At 61.7% G+C, this 20096-nt stretch carries 24 protein-coding genes; 16 read left to right on the forward strand and 8 right to left on the reverse strand.

Annotation, left to right across the window (positions count from 1 at the left end):
- Nucleotide 1: 1 nt before the first annotated feature.
- From GKIL_RS20945 to GKIL_RS20955, 3 genes are read right to left on the reverse strand one after another with little or no spacing between them, the layout of a single operon-like run.
- On the reverse strand, nucleotides 2-583 hold the full coding sequence (locus tag GKIL_RS20945; protein WP_023175899.1) for a globin family protein: 582 nt from the start codon (nucleotides 581-583) through the stop codon (nucleotides 2-4).
- A complete protein-coding gene (locus GKIL_RS20950; RefSeq protein WP_023175900.1) occupies nucleotides 574-1464 on the reverse strand; it encodes a HEAT repeat domain-containing protein in 891 nt (296 codons plus the stop codon). The genes GKIL_RS20945 and GKIL_RS20950 overlap by 10 nt, the downstream gene beginning before the upstream one ends.
- A gap of 3 nt (nucleotides 1465-1467) precedes the next feature.
- Entirely contained in the window at nucleotides 1468-1719 is a 252-nt protein-coding gene (locus tag GKIL_RS20955) for a hypothetical protein (RefSeq protein ID WP_023175901.1), read from the reverse strand.
- Between the two features lie 113 nt (nucleotides 1720-1832).
- Between GKIL_RS20955 and GKIL_RS20960 the strand changes: the two genes are divergently transcribed.
- Nucleotides 1833-2480, forward strand: coding sequence for a HEAT repeat domain-containing protein (locus tag GKIL_RS20960; protein WP_023175902.1), 648 nt, complete (start codon nucleotides 1833-1835; stop codon nucleotides 2478-2480).
- 12 nt (nucleotides 2481-2492) lie between these two features.
- On the opposite strand, the gene GKIL_RS20965 is transcribed toward GKIL_RS20960, so the two are convergent.
- Nucleotides 2493-3281 carry a pentapeptide repeat-containing protein gene (locus GKIL_RS20965; RefSeq protein ID WP_023175903.1) on the reverse strand — a complete coding sequence of 263 codons (789 nt, stop codon included), beginning with the start codon at nucleotides 3279-3281 and terminating at the stop codon, nucleotides 2493-2495.
- A gap of 104 nt (nucleotides 3282-3385) precedes the next feature.
- Between GKIL_RS20965 and GKIL_RS20970 the strand changes: the two genes are divergently transcribed.
- The 11 genes from GKIL_RS20970 (at nucleotide 3386) to GKIL_RS23090 (ending at nucleotide 12605) form a co-directional block, all read left to right on the forward strand.
- On the forward strand, nucleotides 3386-3967 hold the full coding sequence (locus tag GKIL_RS20970; protein ID WP_041244116.1) for a phycobiliprotein lyase: 582 nt from the start codon (nucleotides 3386-3388) through the stop codon (nucleotides 3965-3967).
- A gap of 96 nt (nucleotides 3968-4063) precedes the next feature.
- A complete protein-coding gene (locus GKIL_RS20975) occupies nucleotides 4064-4792 on the forward strand; it encodes a 15,16-dihydrobiliverdin:ferredoxin oxidoreductase (RefSeq protein ID WP_023175905.1) in 729 nt (242 codons plus the stop codon).
- Nucleotides 4789-5526, forward strand: a complete 738-nt coding sequence (locus GKIL_RS20980; protein ID WP_023175906.1) for a phycoerythrobilin:ferredoxin oxidoreductase — start codon at nucleotides 4789-4791, stop codon at nucleotides 5524-5526. The genes GKIL_RS20975 and GKIL_RS20980 overlap by 4 nt, the downstream gene beginning before the upstream one ends.
- Nucleotides 5527-5624: 98 nt before the next feature.
- Nucleotides 5625-8045: a phycobilisome rod-core linker polypeptide gene (locus GKIL_RS23085; protein WP_023175908.1), complete on the forward strand. Its 2421-nt coding sequence runs from the start codon at nucleotides 5625-5627 to the stop codon at nucleotides 8043-8045.
- A gap of 149 nt (nucleotides 8046-8194) precedes the next feature.
- On the forward strand, nucleotides 8195-9052 hold the full coding sequence (locus GKIL_RS20995) for a phycobilisome rod-core linker polypeptide (protein WP_023175909.1): 858 nt from the start codon (nucleotides 8195-8197) through the stop codon (nucleotides 9050-9052).
- Nucleotides 9053-9155: 103 nt separating this feature from the next.
- Nucleotides 9156-9917, forward strand: a complete 762-nt coding sequence (locus GKIL_RS21000) for a phycobilisome rod-core linker polypeptide (protein ID WP_023175910.1) — start codon at nucleotides 9156-9158, stop codon at nucleotides 9915-9917.
- A gap of 61 nt (nucleotides 9918-9978) precedes the next feature.
- Nucleotides 9979-10740 carry a phycobilisome rod-core linker polypeptide gene (locus GKIL_RS21005; protein ID WP_023175912.1) on the forward strand — a complete coding sequence of 254 codons (762 nt, stop codon included), beginning with the start codon at nucleotides 9979-9981 and terminating at the stop codon, nucleotides 10738-10740.
- Nucleotides 10741-10787: 47 nt separating this feature from the next.
- Entirely contained in the window at nucleotides 10788-11015 is a 228-nt protein-coding gene (locus tag GKIL_RS21010) for a phycobilisome linker polypeptide (RefSeq protein WP_023175914.1), read from the forward strand.
- Between the two features lie 41 nt (nucleotides 11016-11056).
- A complete protein-coding gene (locus GKIL_RS21015; RefSeq protein WP_023175915.1) occupies nucleotides 11057-11269 on the forward strand; it encodes a phycobilisome linker polypeptide in 213 nt (70 codons plus the stop codon).
- A 6-nt stretch (nucleotides 11270-11275) separates the two neighbouring features.
- Nucleotides 11276-12019 carry a HEAT repeat domain-containing protein gene (locus GKIL_RS21020; protein WP_023175916.1) on the forward strand — a complete coding sequence of 248 codons (744 nt, stop codon included), beginning with the start codon at nucleotides 11276-11278 and terminating at the stop codon, nucleotides 12017-12019.
- Between the two features lie 25 nt (nucleotides 12020-12044).
- A complete protein-coding gene (locus tag GKIL_RS23090) occupies nucleotides 12045-12605 on the forward strand; it encodes a HEAT repeat domain-containing protein (RefSeq protein ID WP_051382890.1) in 561 nt (186 codons plus the stop codon).
- On the opposite strand, the gene GKIL_RS21030 is transcribed toward GKIL_RS23090, so the two are convergent.
- Nucleotides 12602-14833: a protein phosphatase 2C domain-containing protein gene (locus GKIL_RS21030; protein ID WP_023175918.1), complete on the reverse strand. Its 2232-nt coding sequence runs from the start codon at nucleotides 14831-14833 to the stop codon at nucleotides 12602-12604. The two genes, GKIL_RS23090 and GKIL_RS21030, sit on opposite strands and share 4 nt — an antisense overlap.
- A gap of 154 nt (nucleotides 14834-14987) precedes the next feature.
- On the opposite strand from GKIL_RS21030, the gene trpB reads away from it, so the two are divergent.
- Entirely contained in the window at nucleotides 14988-16199 is a 1212-nt protein-coding gene (gene trpB, locus GKIL_RS21035; RefSeq protein WP_023175919.1) for a tryptophan synthase subunit beta, read from the forward strand.
- A gap of 65 nt (nucleotides 16200-16264) precedes the next feature.
- Nucleotides 16265-17332, forward strand: coding sequence for an AI-2E family transporter (locus GKIL_RS21040; RefSeq protein ID WP_023175920.1), 1068 nt, complete (start codon nucleotides 16265-16267; stop codon nucleotides 17330-17332).
- On the opposite strand, the gene GKIL_RS21045 is transcribed toward GKIL_RS21040, so the two are convergent.
- Nucleotides 17329-17739 carry a hypothetical protein gene (locus GKIL_RS21045; RefSeq protein WP_023175921.1) on the reverse strand — a complete coding sequence of 137 codons (411 nt, stop codon included), beginning with the start codon at nucleotides 17737-17739 and terminating at the stop codon, nucleotides 17329-17331. The two genes, GKIL_RS21040 and GKIL_RS21045, sit on opposite strands and share 4 nt — an antisense overlap.
- A 106-nt stretch (nucleotides 17740-17845) precedes the next feature.
- Here GKIL_RS21045 and GKIL_RS21050 point away from each other — a divergent pair, with 106 nt between their 5' ends.
- Nucleotides 17846-18301 (forward strand): MarR family winged helix-turn-helix transcriptional regulator, encoded by a 456-nt coding sequence (locus GKIL_RS21050; RefSeq protein WP_023175922.1) that lies wholly within the window; start codon nucleotides 17846-17848, stop codon nucleotides 18299-18301.
- A 2-nt stretch (nucleotides 18302-18303) separates the two neighbouring features.
- On the opposite strand, the gene GKIL_RS21055 is transcribed toward GKIL_RS21050, so the two are convergent.
- Nucleotides 18304-18897, reverse strand: coding sequence for a DUF1003 domain-containing protein (locus GKIL_RS21055; protein ID WP_023175923.1), 594 nt, complete (start codon nucleotides 18895-18897; stop codon nucleotides 18304-18306).
- Nucleotides 18898-19044: 147 nt separating this feature from the next.
- On the opposite strand from GKIL_RS21055, the gene GKIL_RS21060 reads away from it, so the two are divergent.
- On the forward strand, nucleotides 19045-19638 hold the full coding sequence (locus GKIL_RS21060; protein WP_023175924.1) for a hypothetical protein: 594 nt from the start codon (nucleotides 19045-19047) through the stop codon (nucleotides 19636-19638).
- Here the strand turns inward: GKIL_RS21060 and GKIL_RS21065 are convergent.
- Nucleotides 19635-20087 (reverse strand): DNA-processing protein DprA, encoded by a 453-nt coding sequence (locus GKIL_RS21065; protein WP_023175926.1) that lies wholly within the window; start codon nucleotides 20085-20087, stop codon nucleotides 19635-19637. The genes GKIL_RS21060 and GKIL_RS21065 overlap by 4 nt on opposite strands.
- Nucleotides 20088-20096: the final 9 nt, after the last annotated feature.

Consider the following 20096-nt stretch of genomic DNA (forward strand, 5'->3'; position numbering starts at 1 on the left):
ACTATTCTTCCTGCTCGAATGGGCGCAGTTGGACGATCAGCGCCTCGAAACAGGGAGCGACTGTTGCCTGCATTTCGGGGGCAAAGCGCTGGAGGCTTGCTTTTTTGAGGCTCTCAAGGCCCAGAAGCATTGCCGGAAGCGGCACCCGCAGCTCCTGGTACAGAAGCCCCATGTAGTGCAGCCCTTCGCTGCTCGTAAAGTCGTGGCGCTCCGCAGCGACGCCGTAGCTGATGCAGCGCAAAAAATGCCAGAAATCGCGCCAGCAGGCATCGGCCCGCGCCTGGGGATAGAGATCGCCTCCCGCTTCGGCAATGCCGGGAAAGTGGGCGAGTACCTGCTCTCTCGCCTCCGAGACGATCGCGGGTGCTTCGTCGCGCAACAGACGGGCAGCCTGAACCACTCTGGCATCGTGCGGCCCATCGGCAAGCAGCGCTTCGAGATCGGTGTCGGTCAGGTAGCGCCCTTCATCGTCGGCGGTCTGCAGGCGCTCGATCGTGGCTGGGGAGAAGCTCGTGCTCCAACTGGCAAAGCTGACGATGCGCGCTTTGCGGATGAGAGCCTGGACAGCATCACTCAGTTGCATGGCGGTTCAGCCGATAGATGTTTTTCGATCTGGGCGAGGGCAAGGGCGAGCACCGGTCGCACCTCCGGCTGTTCTTCCTGGGCCAGTTGCGCGCGCAGGGCAGGCAGGGCAGCGGGATGGGCAATCTTCATCAGGGCAAGGGCCACCGTGCGGCGCACCTCCGGGCTCGGATCGGTGAGCCGGTCGATGAGGGAGGCGACAGCCGGGGTGTATTCGAGATTGCCCAGGGCGGCGGCGGCTTCAGCTCGGACCGGGGCCGCCGGATCAGCGAGGGCCGTCGTCAAAAGGGCATAGTGGTGGGGAGCGGCCAACTCCGGATCGAGTCCGGCAATCGCCCCAATCACCGCCGTGCGCACGTCGGCGGCCTCCGAATCGTAGGCGGCGCGCAATCCGTCGGCAACTTCCGCTCCCATGAAGGCCAGCGCCCAGGCGGCGTGCCCCTTGGCTGAACCGGGATGATCGGCGGCCAGCACCACCAACAAATCTGGTACAGCGGCGGCTCCGACTTTAGCCAGCGCTCCGGCAGCGGAACTGCGCGCAACGTTGTCCTCGTCGTAGAGCAGGGCTGCAATCAGTGTGGGAACGGCGCGCGGATCGCCGGTCTTGGCCAGCGCTTTGCCGCAGGAGCGGCGCACGACCGGGTTGGGATGGTGGGCCAGCCCTTCGATAAGAAGCGGCACCGCCGGGGTACCGATCTGGCCAAACGCCTCGACGATAGCCAGCCGCGCCATGCCCCGGCTGTCGGCCAGTGCCTCGACCATGTGGGCGAGCAAAGCCGTGTCGCCCGGATCGAAGTGACCAGCCGCCAGCTGCGCGTGGACCACCTCGAGCAGTGCGTCCGTCGCCTCCGGCGGGTGCGGCAGAATCTGAGAGTGTGCCATCACCTACTCGATCTGCGCTGCGATCTCAGCGGGAATCGGAATCGGCTCACCCGTGCGCAGTGCCTCGATCATCGCGTCGATCTGCTGCAACTCGGGATGGTTCTCGAGGTGAGCCAGGGTCAGCTTCTGCGGCAGCTTCGCCAGCTTGCCGATGCGCAGGGCGTCATCGACGATCCGTTGCCGGTACTGCTCCAATTCGGCGATGACCTGCTCGACTTCCTGCTCGGCAGCGCTCGTGGCAAGATTTTCGGACATGCTCTTCCTTGCAGGTTACAAAACATACCGTAGTCTGGCACGCCACCTTCCCAGATGTCCGCCCCAGCTGCTAACTTCTTAAACAAAGGTAAAAATTGGGTCAATGTGTATTCATGGATACTGACGCAATCCGAGCGGCCCTGAGTAGTGCCAATCCCCAGGAGCGGATGCGGGGTCTGGTGGCACTGCGCGACGTCGATACACAGACGGCAGTGCCGCTGCTAATCAGCAAGTTGCGCGATCCAGAATTTGTTGCCCGCTCCTTTGTGGCGATGGGCCTGGGCAGGCATCGCACCGACGAGGCGTTTGCTGCTTTGCTGACGCTGCTGCACGAAGAAGGCGACTACAACGTGCGCGCCGAGGCGGCCAATTCACTCTCGCTCTACGGTTCCCCGGCCCTGCCGCATCTGTTGCGGGCCTTTGAGCAGGACGATCACTGGCTGGTGCGCCGCAGCATTCTCTCGGCCCTCGTCGAGATGCCCTACCCGGAGGCGCTGTACCAGGTCGCAGCGATTGCCCTGGCCGACAGCGATCCGATCGTGCGCGAATCTGGAATCGACGGCCTGAATGCTCTGGCTCAGACCAGCGAGCGCGAGCGGGCACTTCAGCTATTGCTGCCCCTGGTGAGCGACGAGTGGTGGCGGGTGCGCCTGCGCGTCACCCAGGCTCTTAAAGCTTTTTTTGAGGATGGGCGGGCGATGGCTGCCCTCGCTTACCTCGCAAAAGACGAGGACGAGCGGGTAAGAGCAGCAGCGACTTAAAAAATTTCCAGCTCAAGATTGAACTGAAACAGCCACCTGCAGGCTTTTGCGGGTGGTCGTGCGCGTATAAGCGTTCCACGTATCGATCTCGCGGGCAGGCCGATTGCTGAGGGCAGATCGCGTCGCTCCATCCAGCCCCTGCACCCCACTGAAGTCTGCCCCGGCGATGCTGGGCAGATCGCTCAGCGTCGCGCCGGTGAGGTCGGCTCCCCGCAGATCAGCCCCCTGCAACTCCGCGCCGTTAAGCCGGGCATTGCGCAGGCAGGCTCCGCCCAGGTACGCCCTCTGCAAGTTGGCTGCGCTTAAAATCGCACCTGTGAGATTGGCCCCACTCAGGTCCGCGCCGCTCAGATACGCGCCCCGCAGGTTGCTATTTTGCAAGTCGCGTCGGCGCAGGTCAGCTGTATTGAGATACGCGCCGCTCAAGTTGGCGGCAGGACCGATGGCTCCACTGGTCTTATAAGCAAAGTCCCCTGGCCAGATCGTCTGCTGGTCGTAGTAGCTGCCCTGCCACTGGGCACCCGTGAGGTCGCTGCCCGTCAGATTGGCCCGCTCCAGATCCGCCCGGTTCAGACAGGCGTCTGTCAGATTGGCCCCTGTGAGGTTGGCTCCGACCAGGCTCGCCCCCCGCAGATCGGCTGCCTGCAGATTGGCCCCGGCAAGATTCGCCCCGCTCAGATCGACTGCCACCAGCACCAGTCCGCTGAGATCCGCTCCCGCAAGCTGGCTGCCCCGCAGGTCTGTGCCGTAGAGGTCCGAATTTGATCTGAGCCAGGTAAGAAGTTCAGGAGAATCGTTCATCTTCAGGGCCAGAGAGCGGCAACTAGCTATCGTAGCGCGCCGATGGACACCTGCCCATCGCTTCAGTACGATAGCAGGTGCCCCCAAACCGGGTACAAGGAACCATGCGCTTTGAGCCGCCGATGACGATGATGGACTTCCTTCGCCGCAGCGAGGGCACCTGGTTCTCGCAGCGCACCGTCCATCACTTCGATGCGGTCGCCGACGAGTCGGGGGAATCGAACCTGATTGTCCAGGTGCTCGAAAAGGACGACCCGCGCGTGCAGGCAGTCTGCGAGCAGCAGGCGATCGAAGCACAAAGCGCACTCGGGGGAGCGGCGTTTAGCTGGCGGGACAACCTCGACGACGAGGACGAGCGGGCAAGCCGGGCGGCGGTGCTCGTCGATCTGCCCGACGCCCACAATCCGCGCACCGGCAAACTGCTGCGCAACCAGGGTTACGTCGAGCAGATGCCCGTAATCAGCCGCTACTTTTTTGCCGAGGACGGGGTGCTCACCATCGACACCGAGTACACCAACAACCAGGGCCAGGAGCGCTGCTGGTTCGTCACCGATTACTTTCGGGTGCGCATCGGCACCGTGCGGCTGATGAGCGGCGTCAACCTCATCTCCTACAGCTCCGAGCGCCGCTGCCTCACCCCAGAGGCGATCTTGAAACTGCAGCAGCGCGCCGCCGAGCCCGCCTGATGTTACGGATCTTTGCTTAGTTTTGAGAATAAAGGGACGCGGCAGGACATCCTCCCTTATCTTCAAAAACGGTAGTCTGGGATACGTCCGCCCGTCATGTACCAACCATTCCTGGAACATCTTCGGCAGGAGCTGTTTGCTCGCTTCGCCCTCGAGGCGCTGCCGATTCCTGCCGGGCTCGACTATCAGCTGAGCGAACGGGGCAGGCAGCGGACGACGATTCAAAGCTGGTGCTACCGCTCGGCGGAGTTGCGCAAGGCCCGCTACACCTACATCGATGGCGGTGAGGCGGCCCAGGTCTTCAACAGCGTCATCTATCCGGCCTACCAGTACGATCTGCCCCTCTTGGGCATCGATCTGCTGTCGTTCAACCGCAAGAAGATCCTGGTCGTCCTCGACTTTCAGCCCTTGTTTCGCGACGAAGCCTACCTGAGCCGCCATATCGAGCCGATGCGCGAGATCTACGAGCGCTACAGCGATCTGGCCCAGCCGTTCGAGATGAAGTTCTACGACGCCAACCAGTACTTCTCGCGCTACCTGCTCTTTGCGCGCGTAGGCGATCCAGATCTCGTCGCGACCCGTGTTTTTAGCGCCTACAAAGATTATCTCGACCTGTACTGGCAGATGCTGGCGGCAGCAAAGCCTTTAGAGCATCCCGAAGCGGTGCAGCGCGTCACCTGTGCCCACAGAGACTACGACCAGTACAGCGCCGAGCGCGACCCGGCCTCGGGACTTTTTAGCAGTTACTTTGGCCACGAGTGGGCCGAGCGCTTCTTGTACGAATTTTTGTTCGCCGATGCCGTGCCCCTGGCAGTCACACCATGACGCTCTATCAGCCTTTTTTAGACCACGCCCTTGCCCGGTTGGGCGAGCGGCTGAACTTGCTTTCGTACCCGATTCCGGCGGGTTTTGAGTCCAAAGCGGCGACGGTGCGGGGCGAGGAGGTGTTGACGACAAGCCACGCCTTTTGCTCTGCCAGATTGCGCCAGATCCGCGCTGCCCACGTCCAGGGCGGCAAAGCGCTGCAGGTGCTCAACTTTGTGATCTTTCCCCACCTGCACTACGATCTGCCCTTTTTTGGCGCGGACCTGGTGACACTGCCGGGGGGGCATCTGATCGCCCTCGACATGCAGCCTTTGTTCCGCGACGACCCGGACTACCAGGCGCGCTACACCGCTCCTATCCTGCCTGTCTTCGAGGCGCATCGCGTCCACCTCGAGTGGGGAGGCGATTTTCCGGAGGAGGCCCGGCCCTACTTCTCACCTGCCTTTTTATGGACGCGCCCGAGCGACACCGAAGTGGTCCGCACGCGGGTCTTCGCCGCCTTCTGCGATTATCTGGAGGCTTACCTCGATTTTGTCGCGCAGGCGGAGCCGGTGAGTGAGCCCGACAGACTCCGGGCAATCGAGGCAGCGCAGCTGCGCTACCTGCGCTATCGGGCCGAGAAGGATCCGGCGCGGGGCATGTTCCGTCGCTTCTACGGAGCGGAGTGGACGGAAGAGTACATCCACGGGTTTCTTTTTGATCTCGAGCGCCGGCGAGCCGCCGCCGGTCACTAGACAAAGGCTGTTTCGTGTTACGAGAGCGACTGCTAACATTGACGCGAGCAGGCTGTCTGTTTGTCGATTTTCAATTCAAAGTGTAGGGAGAACGTGCCATGTCACCAGTCCTAGGAGCTCAGCCCGAGGCTGAGGCACCCGATCAGGATGCATCTTTTCAACCTTTCGTGCGGATGTCGCGCATGGTCCGGCCTGGGGTGTCCCGGAGCGAGGACACCGAAGATCTCTGGTTATCGATGGCTCGGGATCTGTTTGGCCGGGGTTACGTCGAAGAACTGAGCCAGCGGCCCCGCCTCGACTGGGAAGATCTGGTGCAGCCCGCCACCGACGCCCAGGCCGATGCTAAAGCCCAAGAAAAACTGGGCATCGCCAGCGTCGCTCCCGCCCAGCCCTTCGAACTGCGGCCCAACAGCACAGAAGCGGACAAGCAACTGGTGATCCGTGCCGCCTACAAGCAGGTCTTTGGCAACACGTACATTCTGGAATCCGACCGGCTCATTCAGGCAGAGTCGCTTCTTAAAAACGGCAGCATCAGCGTGCGGGAGTTCGTCCGGCTTCTGGCCAAGTCCGAACTGTATAAGTCCCGTTTCTTCCACAGCACCTCCAACAACCGCTTTATCGAGCTGAACCTCAAGCACCTGCTGGGTCGTGCGCCCTACGACCAGTCAGAAATCTCCTTCCACCTGGATCTCTACTGCCAGAAGGGCTACGACGCCGAGATTGACAGCTACATTGACAGCGAAGAGTACCGGCAGCTTTTTGGCGAAGACATCGTACCCTACTACCGGAGCTTCAAGTACCAGACCGGCCAGTCCGCCTGGGCCTTCGATCGCTTCCGCACCCTCTATGGAGGCGACGCCGGCAGCGACACCGACCGCAACAAAAGCGGTCAGCGCACCCAGCTCACCACCAACATCACCCGTCCCGATCTGCCTTCCGGAGCCGACTACGCCAGTTTGAGCGCACCGAGCGCCAAAGGACCGGACACGGTAGCCGATATCTGGCTTGAGGCCGCCCGCGACTTGATTGCTCAGGGCAACTACACCGAAAAGTCGATCGTCGTCGAGTCCAATCTGCAGTTGCCTTCCTATCAGCGCTTTCTGGTGCCCTCCGAGGCCGCCCGGATCGACGCGGAGGCGCAGACCAAGCTGGGGATCACAAGTGTCGCACCGGCTGTAACTTTCGAACTGCGGCCCAACAGCACAGAAGCGGACAAGCAACTGGTGATCCGTGCCGCCTACAAGCAGGTCTTTGGCAACACGTACATTCTGGAATCCGACCGGCTCATCCAGGCGGAGTCGCTTCTTAAAAACGGCAGCATCAGCGTGCGGGAGTTCGTCCGGCTTCTGGCCAAGTCCGAACTGTATAAGTCCCGTTTCTTCCGCCCGGCTTCTAACAACCGCTTTATCGAACTCAATTTCAAGCACCTGCTGGGCCGTGCGCCCTACAGCCAGGCAGAGATCGCCGAGCACTTTGGCCGCTACCACAAGGCCGGTTACGACGCAGAAATCGACAGCTACCTCGACAGCGAGGAGTACCGCCGCACCTTTGGCGAGGACATCGTGCCCTACTACCGGGGCTTCAAGTACCAGACCGGCCAGTCCGCCCGAGCCTTCGAGCAACTGCAGCAGCTGTGGGGCGGCGACGCCGGCAGCGACACCGATCGCGGCCAGGGACAGATAACCCAGCTCACCTACACCCTCGCCCGTCCGCTCATCGAAACCGGAGTTGTCCTCTCCGCTGCTGCCGCCGGGGGGACGGTGGGCGATGGGCTTGAAACCTTCCTAAAGTGGGCGCAGGAGCTGGGTTCGGTCGCCACTCCCCAGCCGACCGCAGCGCCCGTAGTCGAAGTTGCCAGACCGCGAAAGGCAGAAGGGTACTTTACCCGGCCCGCCGCCGACGCCCAGGCCGATGCTAAAGCCCAAGAAAAACTGGGCATCGCCAGCGTCGCTCCCGCCCAGCCCTTCGAACTGCGGCCCAACAGCACAGAAGCGGACAAGCAACTGGTGATCCGTGCCGCCTACAAGCAGGTCTTTGGCAACACGTACATTCTGGAATCCGACCGGCTCATTCAGGCAGAGTCGCTTCTTAAAAACGGCAGCATCAGCGTGCGGGAGTTCGTCCGGCTTCTGGCCAAGTCCGAACTGTATAAGTCCCGTTTCTTCCACAGCACCTCCAACAACCGCTTTATCGAACTCACCTTCAAGCATCTTTTGGGCCGCGCTCCCTACAACCAGTCGGAGATTGCCCAGCATCTCGACCGCTATCAGAAGGCGGGCTACGACGCGGAGATCGATTCTTATATCGACAGCGAGGAGTACCGGCAGCTTTTTGGCGAAGACATCGTGCCCTACTACCGGGGTTTCAAGTACCAGATTGGCCAGTCGGCGGCAGCCTTCCCCCGCCTGCTCCAACTGTGGGGCGGCGACGCCGGCAGCGACACCGACCGCAACCAGAATGGTCAGTTGCGCCGCGTCGAACCCGACGAACTACTGCGCTCTGGCCGTGGGATCGTTTAGACACTTCCTCTGCACTCCTCCTCAAATTGGGGAGGAGTGTGGGGTAAATCTCAGCTGAAAATGCGTGCAGAACGTTACAAATTTTGATGATCCCCGTTGCAAGATTGAACAATAATACAGAAGCAAATGTGTAGCGAGGGAGGCAGCGCATGGCGATTGGACCTGCGTCTGAGCTTGGTATCAGCCTGTTTGAAGACACAGACCCTATCGAATTGTGGCCCGGCCATTCCAAAGAAGAAGTTGAAACGGTCATCCGAGCCGTCTACAGGCAGGTTCTCGGTAACGCCTATGTAATGGAAAGTGAGCGACTGGTTGTTCCCGAATCCCAACTCAAGCGCGGGGAGATTTCGGTGCGCGAGTTCGTCCGTCAGGTAGCAAAGTCCGAACTGTATAAATCGCGGTTTCTTTACAGTGTGCCGCGTTATCGGGCGATCGAACTCAACTTCAAGCATCTACTGGGTCGTGCTCCCAACGGTTACAAGGAGATGGCCTACCACAGCAGCGTCCTTGACGCCGGTGGTCACGACGCGGAGATCGATTCGTACCTCGACAGCGACGAGTACCAGGAAGCTTACGGACAGGACACGGTGCCTTTCTATCGGGGCTATCGCACCCAGCCGGGCATCAGCATGGTCGAATTTACCCACATCTTCCGCCTGCTGCGGGGTTCCTCGACCAGCGACAAGGGCAGCTACCCTGACCTCGCTACCCCGCGCCTCAACAGTTTGATCATCAACGAAAAGGCCGTTCCGGTGCTGCCGATCACCGTGGCACCGACGTCCGATCGCACCCAGTACAACGTGCTGACGCCCAACACCGAGTGGGGCCGCAAAGTGCTCAAGATCACCGTCGCCCGTTCGCCGGGCCTCGGTGCCAACCTCGACACCTACGATCCGAGCGACAGCAGCTACAGCGTAGTGGTGCCGCTCAACCGGTTACTGAGCGAGATGGAGACCATCAAGCGCAAGGGTGGCCGGATCCTCAACGTCACCTCGGTCGTGGCGTAATCGTCTAAGGCAAGTGTACAGACCGACAGTGCTGGCGGGGGTCAAGATGGCCCTCGCGGGATTCTGTCGTGTTCGTTCCATGTCCACTTAGGAGAACCGAATCATGGCAGTCTTGACAGGAGCTGTTGCATCCGATGACCTGGGCCTATACCTTTCGCCGGATAGTTCCCCGGACGAGGTGCAGACGGTCATTCGTGCCGTCTACAAGCAGGTTCTGGGTAATCCCCACCTGATGGAATCCGAGCGGCTGGTCGTGCCCGAATCGCAGCTCAAACGCGGCGAGATCTCCGTGCGCGAGTTCGTGCGCCTCGTGGCCAAATCCGATTTTTACCGGGCCCGGTTCTTCGAGAGTGCCGCTCCTTACCGCTTCGTCGAACTCAATTTCAAGCACCTCCTGGGCCGCGCTCCGCTCGATCAAGCCGAGGTCTCGAAGCACATTCGTCTGGCGGTCGAGCAGGGCTACGATGCGGAGATTGACAGCTACATCGACAGCGACGAATACCAGGATGCCTTTGGCGAGGACACTGTGCCTTATCCCCGCACCGTGAGCCAGACCGGACAAAAGCAGGTGGGCTTCAACCGCCTGTCGCTTTTGTTGCGCGGCGGAGCCGAGGCAGACAAGGCGATCAAAGAGTCGCAGCTGGTCTACGCCCTCGCCACCAACAGCACCAACAAGATCGAGCCGCCCCAGAACACCCGCCGCACCGATAAGTTATTCCGCATCGTCGTCTCCGGAGCAAAGTACACTGGCCGCCTGCGCCGCAGCACGGTCGAATATCTGGTGCCCGGCGATCACATGACTGCCCAGATCCAGCGCATCAACCGCACCAGCGGCACGATCGTCAGCATCACCGAGGTGCTCTGACAGCGGCCTGAATGCGCTGCTGTCGTTCGACTGCGTCCGTTTTTAATAAGGAGAAACCACCATGTCACTTTGGGCTATCGATTCGCCGATCGTCGAGTTGCGTCCGAATGCTACCGAGGACGACCTGCAACTGGTGATCCGGGCGGTCTACAGGCAGGTTCTGGGCAACGAGCATCTGATGGAATCCGAGCGCCTCGATTCGGCAGAATCACTGCTGCGCAACGGCGATATCACCGTCAGCCAGTTCGTGCGCCTGGTCGCCAAATCCGATCTCTACCGCGCCCTGTTCTTTGAATCGACCTCGCAGTACCGCTTTATCGAACTCAACTTCAAGCACCTGCTGGGCCGTGCTCCGATCGATCAAGCCGAGATCTCCCAGCACGTCCGCCTCTACAACGACGAAGGCTACGACGCAGAGATCGACTCATACATCGACAGCGACGAGTACATCCAGAACTTTGGCGAAAATATCGTTCCTTACCCACGGGCAACCCGCAGCCAAATCGGTCTCTCGAACGTCGTCTTCAACCGGACCTTCGTCCTCGATCGCGGGGCGGCGAGCAGCGACGGCGGCAGCGACGCAAGGCTCATCGCCTCCCTCGCCGCCAACCTGCCCGTTGCGATCAAAGCTCCCGCTCCCGGCAGTGCCGCCGCCGGCAACACCGCCAAGCGCTTCCGTATCCAGGTCTCAAAGTCGAACGCCGGGCCTCGCGTGCGCTACAGCAACATCGAGTACGTCGTCAACTACGAGCAACTGTCGCACCAGGTACAGAACATTCACAAAGCTGGTGGTACAATTGTCAGCATCTCCGAAGTAGCCTGACCAGCGGGGACCATTTCTTTGTTTTTCGAGCGAGAGGTGTTTTTCTTATGTCTGGCATGGCAAACACCGGTGACACGACGGCGAGCGATTACGCCAACCGTACCGTGCTGATCGAGGTGACCGGTCTGCAACAAAGCTGGCTGCGCACCAGCAACTCTACGGTCAAGGTGCCCTACAGTCGTCTGTCCCAGACGATCCAGCAGCTCAGCCGCCTGGGCGGCAAAGTTGCGAAGGTCACCCTCTATCCGTCAGGGGACAAACCGGCAGAATCATAAATAGAAGCGACGAACCTTGCTTCTAAGGGAGAACCGCATCCATGTTCAACAACATCACAGCCAACAACGAGTGGGAACGCAAGGTATTCAAGGTTAGCGTCGCCCAGTTTCCGGCGGCGGATAGCCTCGATACCGACAACCTGAGCCAGAGCAACTACAGCGTCACCGTGCCGCTCGCCCGCCTGCTGCCCACGATGCAGGCGATTCGCAACAAAGGCGGCAAAGTGGTCTCCGTCGAGCCGGTAGTGACCTGATAGGCGATGTCGCTCATCACTCCAGATACCAGCCTCACCCTTGAGGAAGCGGTGGCCCAGCTGAGCGGCCCGGATACTAGCCAGCGGTACTACGCCGCCTGGTATCTGGGCTACCTCGAGGACCGGCGCGCCGTTCCGGCGCTCATCGCAGCGCTCGAAGACGAATCCGACCGCACCGAGCTGGGTGGTTACCCCCTGCGGCGCAAGGCGGCTGAATCCCTGGGCCGGATCGCCGACACCCGCGCCGTAGCAGCCCTCGTCGCCGTTCTCGCCTGCGAGGACTACTACGTGCGGGAGGCCGCTTGCTGGGCATTGGCCCGGATTAAGGACCGGCAGGCGACACAGCCGCTTCTGGCTTTGCTGCGCGAGGGCGGCAACCAGCCCTACGAGGCGCTCATCGAGGCGTTGGGCGACCTGGGCGCTACTGCCGCCGAACCGCTCATTCGGCCTTTTTTGCACAACGCTACCGGGCGGGTGCGCTACGCCGCTGCCCGCTCGCTCTTTCAGCTCACCGCTGAATCGGGTCTGATTGCGATCATCCTCGAAGGACTGGCGAGCGACGACAGTCACATCCGTCGGGGGGCTCTCTTCGATCTGGCCGACACCGGTCATCTGCCGGTCGCTCCCCACATCGTCGGAGCCGATGTGACGACGACCCTCAAGCTGGTAGCACTCAAGCAACTGGTCGATGTCCAGGAGGACGAGCAGGAAGCGATGGCGGTGCTGCCTTTTATCGACTCGCTGCTTTGAAGTGGCAGGGGCGATGATAGGGAGTATGAAAACGTCCATCGAACCGCTGCTCGAACAGTTCGAGCGGCTCTCCAGCCCGGCTGAGTTGCTCTGTGTCGTCCGCGAGATTGCCAAAAGCGGCGATCCGGCTGGTGCCGGGCCACTGATTCGTGCCATCGGCTTCAACGACGCTGCCTTCCACGATGTCGCCGTCGATGGCCTGATTGCGGTGGGCGCACCGGCGGTCGAGCCGTTGCTCGCAAGCCTCGACGGCCTCGACTACGGTGCGCGCTACCGGGCTCTCAAGGCGCTCGTAGCCATAGGCGATCCGCGCGCCCGGCCCGCCTACGAGCACTGGCTCAAGGCAGACATCATTCCTGGTGTGCGCTGCATCTGCGTCAAAGGGCTGTCCCGCTATCCGGACACCGAGCCTTTTTTGTTGCAGGCGCTGCAGGACAGTGTCTGGGTGGTGCGCTACTACGCCATCCAGATGCTCGTCGAGCGCGGACTCACCCCCCAGACCCGCTCAGCCGTCGAGGCTCTGCGCACTGACCCGGAGCGGATCGTAAGGCTCAAACTGATCCAGGTGCTCGGCGCGTCGTCCTAGGGCGTGCTCGAACTGGTCGGGGGCGGTGGGGTAGCCGCCGGGACTGGAGCGGCGACGGTCGGTCTGGCCGGTGGGGCTGGAACGGTTTCTACCGGAGCAGCGGTCGTTCCTGCCAGGCCAGTAGCGGGGACAGTCCGCTCCTGGAGAGGGTTTTCCGGCTGTTCCCCGGTGCGCCGCTGCTTGCGCCGCGACGACCTGGTAGTAGACCCGTCGGTTGCCTTTGGCGGATCCGGTGACACCGTTGCCTGGTCGATCGTGGCAATCTCGCGATCGACGATCGTCGCGGCCTTGCGGGCGGCTTTTGCCGTAACGCCCTCGTCGAGCTTGAGCGTCGGCTCAGGGAGCGGAGCGGCCTGGGCTGCCACCTGGGGAAGCGGCGGTTTCGAGCTGCCCGTCGGCGCTGGCTCGGATTTTGGCTTGATCGAAGTTGGCGGTGCCTGTTTTGCTACCGGAGCCGGCTTCGGTGCCGGAGGCTGGACAGGCGTTTTGACAGCTGCAGCGATAGGCGGGGCACTGCGGGTTTCGGTAGCTGGGGCAGTAGGGCGCGCAGCGGAGATAACCCCCGGAGCAGGGGCGGTGGTCCGGCTCAGGCGCGGCAGCACAAAAACAGCACCGGCGAGGACCGCCGCCATACTGCCGGCGGCGATGGGCAGCCAGGGTTTGGGCCGGGGGCGCTCGACGCTGAGGGGCTTTGGCGCAGGGGCAGCCACCGGCATCTCTGGAGGTGCTGCCGCTGCTACTGCCGGGATGGGCTCTGCCGGCTCGCTGCTTTTGGGTACGATCGTCTGGGGGCGCTCGGGCAGTTCGACCGTCGGCAACTCAGGCTCTTTGACCGCACCGGGAACATACTTGAGCAAGACAAAAGTAATGTTGTCGTGGCCAAGTTCACGCAGGGCCAGTTCGATGAGCTTAGGTGCGGCGCTTGAGAGGTCTTGATCGAGGAAGGGCCGCAGAATGCTCTTCCAGTGGCGCTCGATCAGATCGCCGTCGCACAATCCGTCGCTGCACAACAGCACCAGGCATTCTTCCGGCAGAACAAAGCTCTGGACGACGGGCTGGAGGGTGCCCTGGGGCATCAGGCCAAGTGCCTGGGTGAGAGTGCCACCGGTCGGGATCAAGGCGGCGGCGCTACTTGCGGCGTGGGCGCGGGAGATTTCTTTTTGGGTCAGGTCGTGATCGACGGTGAGCTGCTGGCAGTGCTTGCGGTTAATAAGATAGATGCGGCTATCGCCGACGTGGGCGACGTGCAGCAGGGCTCCGTCCTGGTAGCAGGCGACCACGGTTGTGCCCATCTTGCCGGTACCGGTGCGGCGCTGCTGCTGGTTGACCTCCCAGATCTGCAGGTTGGCTTTTTGGAGCGTCTCGATGAGCTGACTACGGATCTCGCGGGGCGTCAGTCCCTGGCTGGCCAGATTTTTGAGATCTTTTTCGAGGCTTTCGGTGGCCATGCGGCTTGCCACCTCGCCGCCGTCGTGACCACCCATCCCGTCGCAGACGATGGCAAAGCGCCCGCCCGGCTCGTAGGCAAAACAGTCTTCGTTGTTTTTGCGCCGCCGACCAACGTCGGTGGCAGCCGTCACTTCGGCGATGCGCCCCGAGGCAACCAGGATCGCAAGCGACTCGATCGCCTCAAGCAAATCGGAGGCGTTGCCGACCTGACCCGATTCGACAGCGACGATGAGCGAAGCGAGTACCGAGGAGAGGGGCTGCAGTGTGCGCCAGCAACCGACCAGATCGCTTAGAGTGACACTCTGCCCATCTGTGTCGCTTTTTAAATAAAACAGGCGAATCTGCCAGCCCTGCACGCCAATGTTGGTGGGCAAAAGCAGCGACGATGCCACTTTTTGAGCGACGCAGGGTTCCCAGAGCCTGACAATCTGAGCAAGCCAGCCTAGCTGCTGCAGCACGTTCGCCTCGCGCCAGCCCTCGATCAAATTTTGCCAGGGCACTCCGTCATCGACCGGCACGTTGCTCAACAGCAGGCAGGGCTCACCGGGACCATTTAGAAAGGTAAAAACTTCTGGTACAGCCCAGCGCCAATCGTTGAGGCGCTGATAGGGCTGAGCACTCGCCGGCAGATGGCTTGCCGGAGATTCATCGGTGTTGGGGGGCGGCTGGTGGGGAGAAAGATCGCGCACCACCGGCAGCACCCCGGAGCGCACCTGCTGGTAGCGCTCGCCCAGGCGAGCCGCTAGCTTCTCAGGATTACCTAGGGCGAGATAGTACATGGGAACTTCCTGGGTACGGACTCCGCCGATCTGGCTGGCAGCTAGGGAAGGATACTGGCCTGCACTGCATATCCTATCGCCTTAATCGGTGGAGCTTGCAACTTTGAACATTCGGCGCTGGGATATTCTAAATGTGTTGTGAACTACTTCGGCTGTGACCTACGTTATCTCTCAGACACTCAGCACTCTCCCCGACGAGCGGGGCCGCTTTGGGCGCTTCGGTGGTCAGTATGTACCGGAGACGTTGATGAGCGCTCTGGCACATCTGGAAGCTGCTTTTCACCAATATAGGCAAGATCCGGCCTTTCTCAGTGAGCTAGCGGCTCACCTGCGCGATTTTGTTGGTCGGCCTACCCCTCTGTACTACGCAGAGCGGCTGAGCGGACGCTACGGCGGTGCCCAGATCTATCTCAAGCGCGAAGATCTCAACCACACCGGTGCCCACAAGATCAACAACGCCCTGGGCCAGGCGCTGCTTGCCCTGCACATGGGTAAGCGCCGGATCATCGCCGAAACGGGAGCCGGTCAGCACGGCGTCGCCACCGCCACCGTCTGCGCCCGCTTCGGACTCGAATGTATCGTCTACATGGGGGTGCGCGACATCGAGCGCCAGAAGCTCAACGTCCAGCGGATGCAGCTTCTGGGGGCCGAGGTGCGGCCTGTGGCAGCCGGGAGCGGCACCCTCAAAGACGCTACCTCCGAGGCGATCCGCGACTGGGTGACGAACGTCGAGACCAGCCACTACATCCTGGGCTCCGCCGCCGGTCCCCATCCCTATCCGATGCTGGTGCGCGAGTTTCAGGCGGTAATTGGCCGCGAGACGCGTAGACAGTGCCTGGAGCGCTTCAACCGCCTGCCAGATGTGCTCCTTGCCTGCGTCGGCGGTGGCTCCAACGCCATCGGCCTGTTCCATGACTTTGTCGATGAACCCGCCGTCCGCCTCATCGGCATCGAAGCGGCAGGCGAGGGCTTAGCGAGCGGCAAACACGCTGCCACCCTCACCGCTGGCCGCTCCGGCGTTCTGCACGGCGCGATGAGCTACGTGTTGCAGGACGACGACGGCCAGGTGCTCGAAGCTCACTCGATCAGCGCCGGTCTCGACTATCCGGGCGTCGGACCTGAGCACAGCTACCTCAAAGACATTGGCCGCGCCGAGTACTACGCCATCAGCGACGAGCAGGCCCTCGAAGCGCTAAAACTGGTGAGCGCCACCGAAGGCATTATTCCGGCCCTCGAAACCGCCCACGCCTTCGCCTACCTCGAAACCCTCGCCCCCCAGCTTGCAGGTGACTGTCTCATCGTCGTCAACTGCTCAGGACGCGGTGACAAGGACATGGGCACCGTCGCCCGCGCCTTCGGCTGGTGATCTGTGGTCCTCCGAGCGGCAGAAGACAGGCCGTCTAAGCTGGAGGCGGCGAGTGTGGACGGTGAGTGACCAGACAACAGTGGGCGATTGTCGTCGTAGGGGCGCTCCTGCTCTGGGGTGCCTTTCTGGTACTGGTTCCGTTTTTAGATGCGATTCTCTGGGCGGCGATTCTGGCGCTGGTGAGCTGGCCGGTCTATGAGCGGCTGCTGGGTTCTTCTGGCAAGCGCGGTGTCGGCTCGTCGCTTGCGATGACGGCGCTGGTGTCGCTGGCGGTGATCTTGCCGGTGGTGCTCATCGCTGCCAGTCTTGCCCAGGATGCGCTCGTCACTTACCGCTCGATCCAGACTGGGGGCGTGTTCTCCCTGGCATCGTTAAAGGCGGACGACGGTGTTTTTGCCAGAACCCTCGGCCAGATTCCGCTGGTGGGTACATCGCTGCGCCAGTGGCTGGCCCAGATCGATCTCGTTCAATTGCAGGAGGGGCTCAAGGGCGGAGCCGGGCGACTTTTGACTTTTCTGGCGACAGCGGGCCGGACGGTGAGCAGTGCAATTGTCACTCTGGCGCTTGTCATCTTTACGGTTTTCTTCTTTTATCTGAGTGGCCCGGAACTGCTGCGGCAACTGCGAGCCGCCCTCGATCGGTTAGGGGGGCCGCAGCTGGTGGCGCTCCTTGAGCCCCTCGCGACGACGGTACGCTCGGTGGTGCTCGGGCTCATTCTTACAGGTGTCGCCCAGGGAGTGCTCGCAGGCATTGGGCTTTGGGCAACCGGAATTCAGGCGGCCTTGATCCTAGGCGTCCTGGCAGCACTGCTATCGATTCTGCAGATTCCAACGCCGCTGGTCTGGTTTCCGTGCGTCGTCTGGCTTGGGGCAAACGGGCAGATCTGGCAGGGCGTTGCTCTATTTGCCTGGGGGGCTCTGATCGTGGGCACGATCGACAACGTCTTGAAGCCCGTCTTTATCAGCCAGGGCACGGGCATTCCCTTTTTGCTCGTCTTCTTTGGCGTGCTGGGCGGCCTGCTCGCCTTCGGTACGATCGGCATCGTCCTGGGACCGGCGATTCTTTCGCTGCTACTGGTGCTCTGGCGCAGCTGGATTGCACCCACCGAGGCGATCGCAAGCAAAGAAAGCTAGCGGTCGCTCTCGCCCGGCTCCTCGCCCGTTGCCGCAACGAGCGGTTTGCGCAAAAAAGCGGGCAGGGCCGGGCTGTTGCCGCTCCAGGTGGCTCCTGGTACGGTGCGCTCCTGGCGTTCGGAGGCGAGAGTCTGCTCGCTGGCGCGCAATTTTTGTTCGAGTCGCTCCTCGCGCTCCTGGCTAAAGGCGAGCTGATGGTTGAGGCTACTCACCTGATTGCGCAGCGACTGGATTTCGAGTTGTTGCATCTCAAGCAGCAGCAATTGCTTTTTGGCCAGCTCTACCGTGCGCAATGCCTGAGCGAGCTGGGTGCGCAGGTACTGTTCGGCTGCTACCTGGGTGCGCGCCTCGGCCTGCAACTGAGCAATTTCCAGCTCAAGCGCCTCGATTTTAGTAGGCTCTGGCATCACTTCCCGGCACGAGCAGTTGGTTCTATCTTGACTGCTCACGGTAATTTGTGCTCGAAAGTCCCCCTATCCCGGTAGGATCGTTGCCACCGGTCAAAGGAGAACGATGTCCTCTGCCCAGTCTCTGGCAGCAGCTCAGCAAAAGCTCCTGCCCGTCGTGCGCGAGCTGGTGCGGGCCTACCAGGCATTTGTCCGTTACTCGGACCGGCAGGTGCGCACCCTGGGCCTCACTCCGCCCCAGTTCGACGTCATTGCTACCCTCGGCAACACCGGGGGGATGAGCATGTGCAGGCTGGGGGAGAAGACGCTCATCACCAAGGGCACACTCACCGGCATCGTCGATCGCCTCGAATCGAAGGGACTGGTCCACCGCCGGGTGGCGGAGGGCAACCGCCGCAGCTTTGTCGTCGCCCTCACACCCGAGGGGGAAGCCCTCTTCGAGCAAGTCTTTCCAGCCCATATCGCCCATCTCCAGGTGCGCTTCGAGCGGTTGAGCGAGGCGGAGCGGCTGGCCCTGCTCGCCGCCTTCGAGCAGTTTCGCGCCCTCTTTGCCGATCCGTAGCGCTATTTTCCTGGTGGAGTTTCACCCTTTTCGGCCTGCCGTACCGCTTCTTCGAGCGATTGTTCGAGTCGGCTTTTGAGCAGCTGCGGATCGGTCGGCTGCTGCATCTGCTCCGCCTGGGGATCGTGGCGGTTGCGGACAACCGGGATGTCGCGGCGCAACTCTTCTAGCAGGGCAATCGCCTTGGCGGCCTTTTGCTCGGCGAGCAGGCTGATCTGCAGGCTCAGTTGTTCGCGCCGCTCCGCCAGCCTGCCCTGGCGATTCTGGGTAATCAGCACTGCCGTTGCCATCACCAGCGCACCGACGTTGATCGCCGTCGCCATCGCAAAAAAAGGCGGCGGATCGATAGGATGCTGATGAAAGCCGGCAGCGAGAAAGTTATACGCGCTCCATAGCCCGATTATGACCAGGATGCTGTACAAAAAAGCCGGTCTACCCAAAAAAGCGGTCAACTTCTCAGCAAAGCGCTGATGGCGGCTGACTTCCTGCTCGGCTTCCTGGCGCAGGGCCACCAGCGTACTGATGCTCTCGCTGACGTGCTCGGCCAGCTCAGATTCTGAATCCTGGCGGGGTGGGCTGGTGCGCTTGCCGTTCATTTTTCTATTGAAGGGCGCACAGAAGGCAACCAGACCTTCCCAAAGACAGGTTTGGCGTGGACCTCCTGCTGAACAGCGCCGACCAGTTTGGTTATCCTAAGTTGCAGAGGCGAGGCACACTCGACCGTTCTTTCATAAGGGGGAGCGATGCTCTCACAGATCGTTCGACCGATGGTCCACACCCAGATTCGGCTGCTCGCCAGCTCGGAGGCACCGCGCTCGACGTTGATGAACCTGCTGGCCCAGTGGCTGGGATTTATCGGCGTCCGCGCCCAGATCACTCACCTCGAACCGGACACCAGCCGCATCCACATCGCCTTTTGCGTCGAGAAGCCGGAAGCCTGCGATCTCTACGACTGGCAGCACATCCTGGGCAAGTTGCGCTCAGCCCCGACGGAGAGCCCAACTGGCACCGCCCAACTCAGCGCTTTCCAGGAGCGGCAACTGCACCGCCTGCTCGCCCACATGATCCAGGTAGGCAACCCCGACCCGACGCCGCCCTGGGAACACCTCAGGCCCCAACTGGTCTCTTTGGGCTTTGCTGAATCGACCCTCACTGGCATCCGCGCCTGCCTGGCTGAGCCGCAGCCGCTCGATGAGATCCTGGCCCACCTTGAGCCGGATGTGGCGGCGCTGGCCCTCGCCAGGGCGGTCGGCATCGCCATGCTCGATCGCCAGATCAATGCCTCCGAGGACAGCGCCCTCAAGGCGCTGCTGCGCACGATGAGCCGCTCGCACTAATCGAAGTAAAAGAGCGTGACGACCTTGCGCATATCCTCGGCGAACTGGCAGGCTTCAAGCAGCACATTTGAATCGTGAAAGGCAAAGCAGATGAGCTGCTGCGCCTTCTCGATGATTTCGCGGTTGCAGAGGATGCTCGCCTCGCTCAGGGGCAGGTGATTGTTCTCAGGATGTTCGACCAGATGAATGATGTTTTCGAGTTGTTCGCGCGATTCGCGGGGCTGGCTTGCCAGGCTCTGGGGCAAAATGACCGTAAGCGCGTTGGCGTCGGCGCGGACCGCACCACGGATCACCGCCTGGTTGGTACCGGTGGCACCGCTGGTGAGGATGCGGTTGCCGGTAAGCGCCAGGGCGTAGCTCAAGATCTCGATGAGCTGCTGATGACCGAGGGGCACATGGCGCGAACCGAGGATGGCGATCTGCTTGGATGCCGTCTGCTGGATGGTCATCAATTCCTG

Source organism: Gloeobacter kilaueensis JS1, assembly GCF_000484535.1.
GTDB classification, from domain to species: domain Bacteria; phylum Cyanobacteriota; class Cyanobacteriia; order Gloeobacterales; family Gloeobacteraceae; genus Gloeobacter; species Gloeobacter kilaueensis.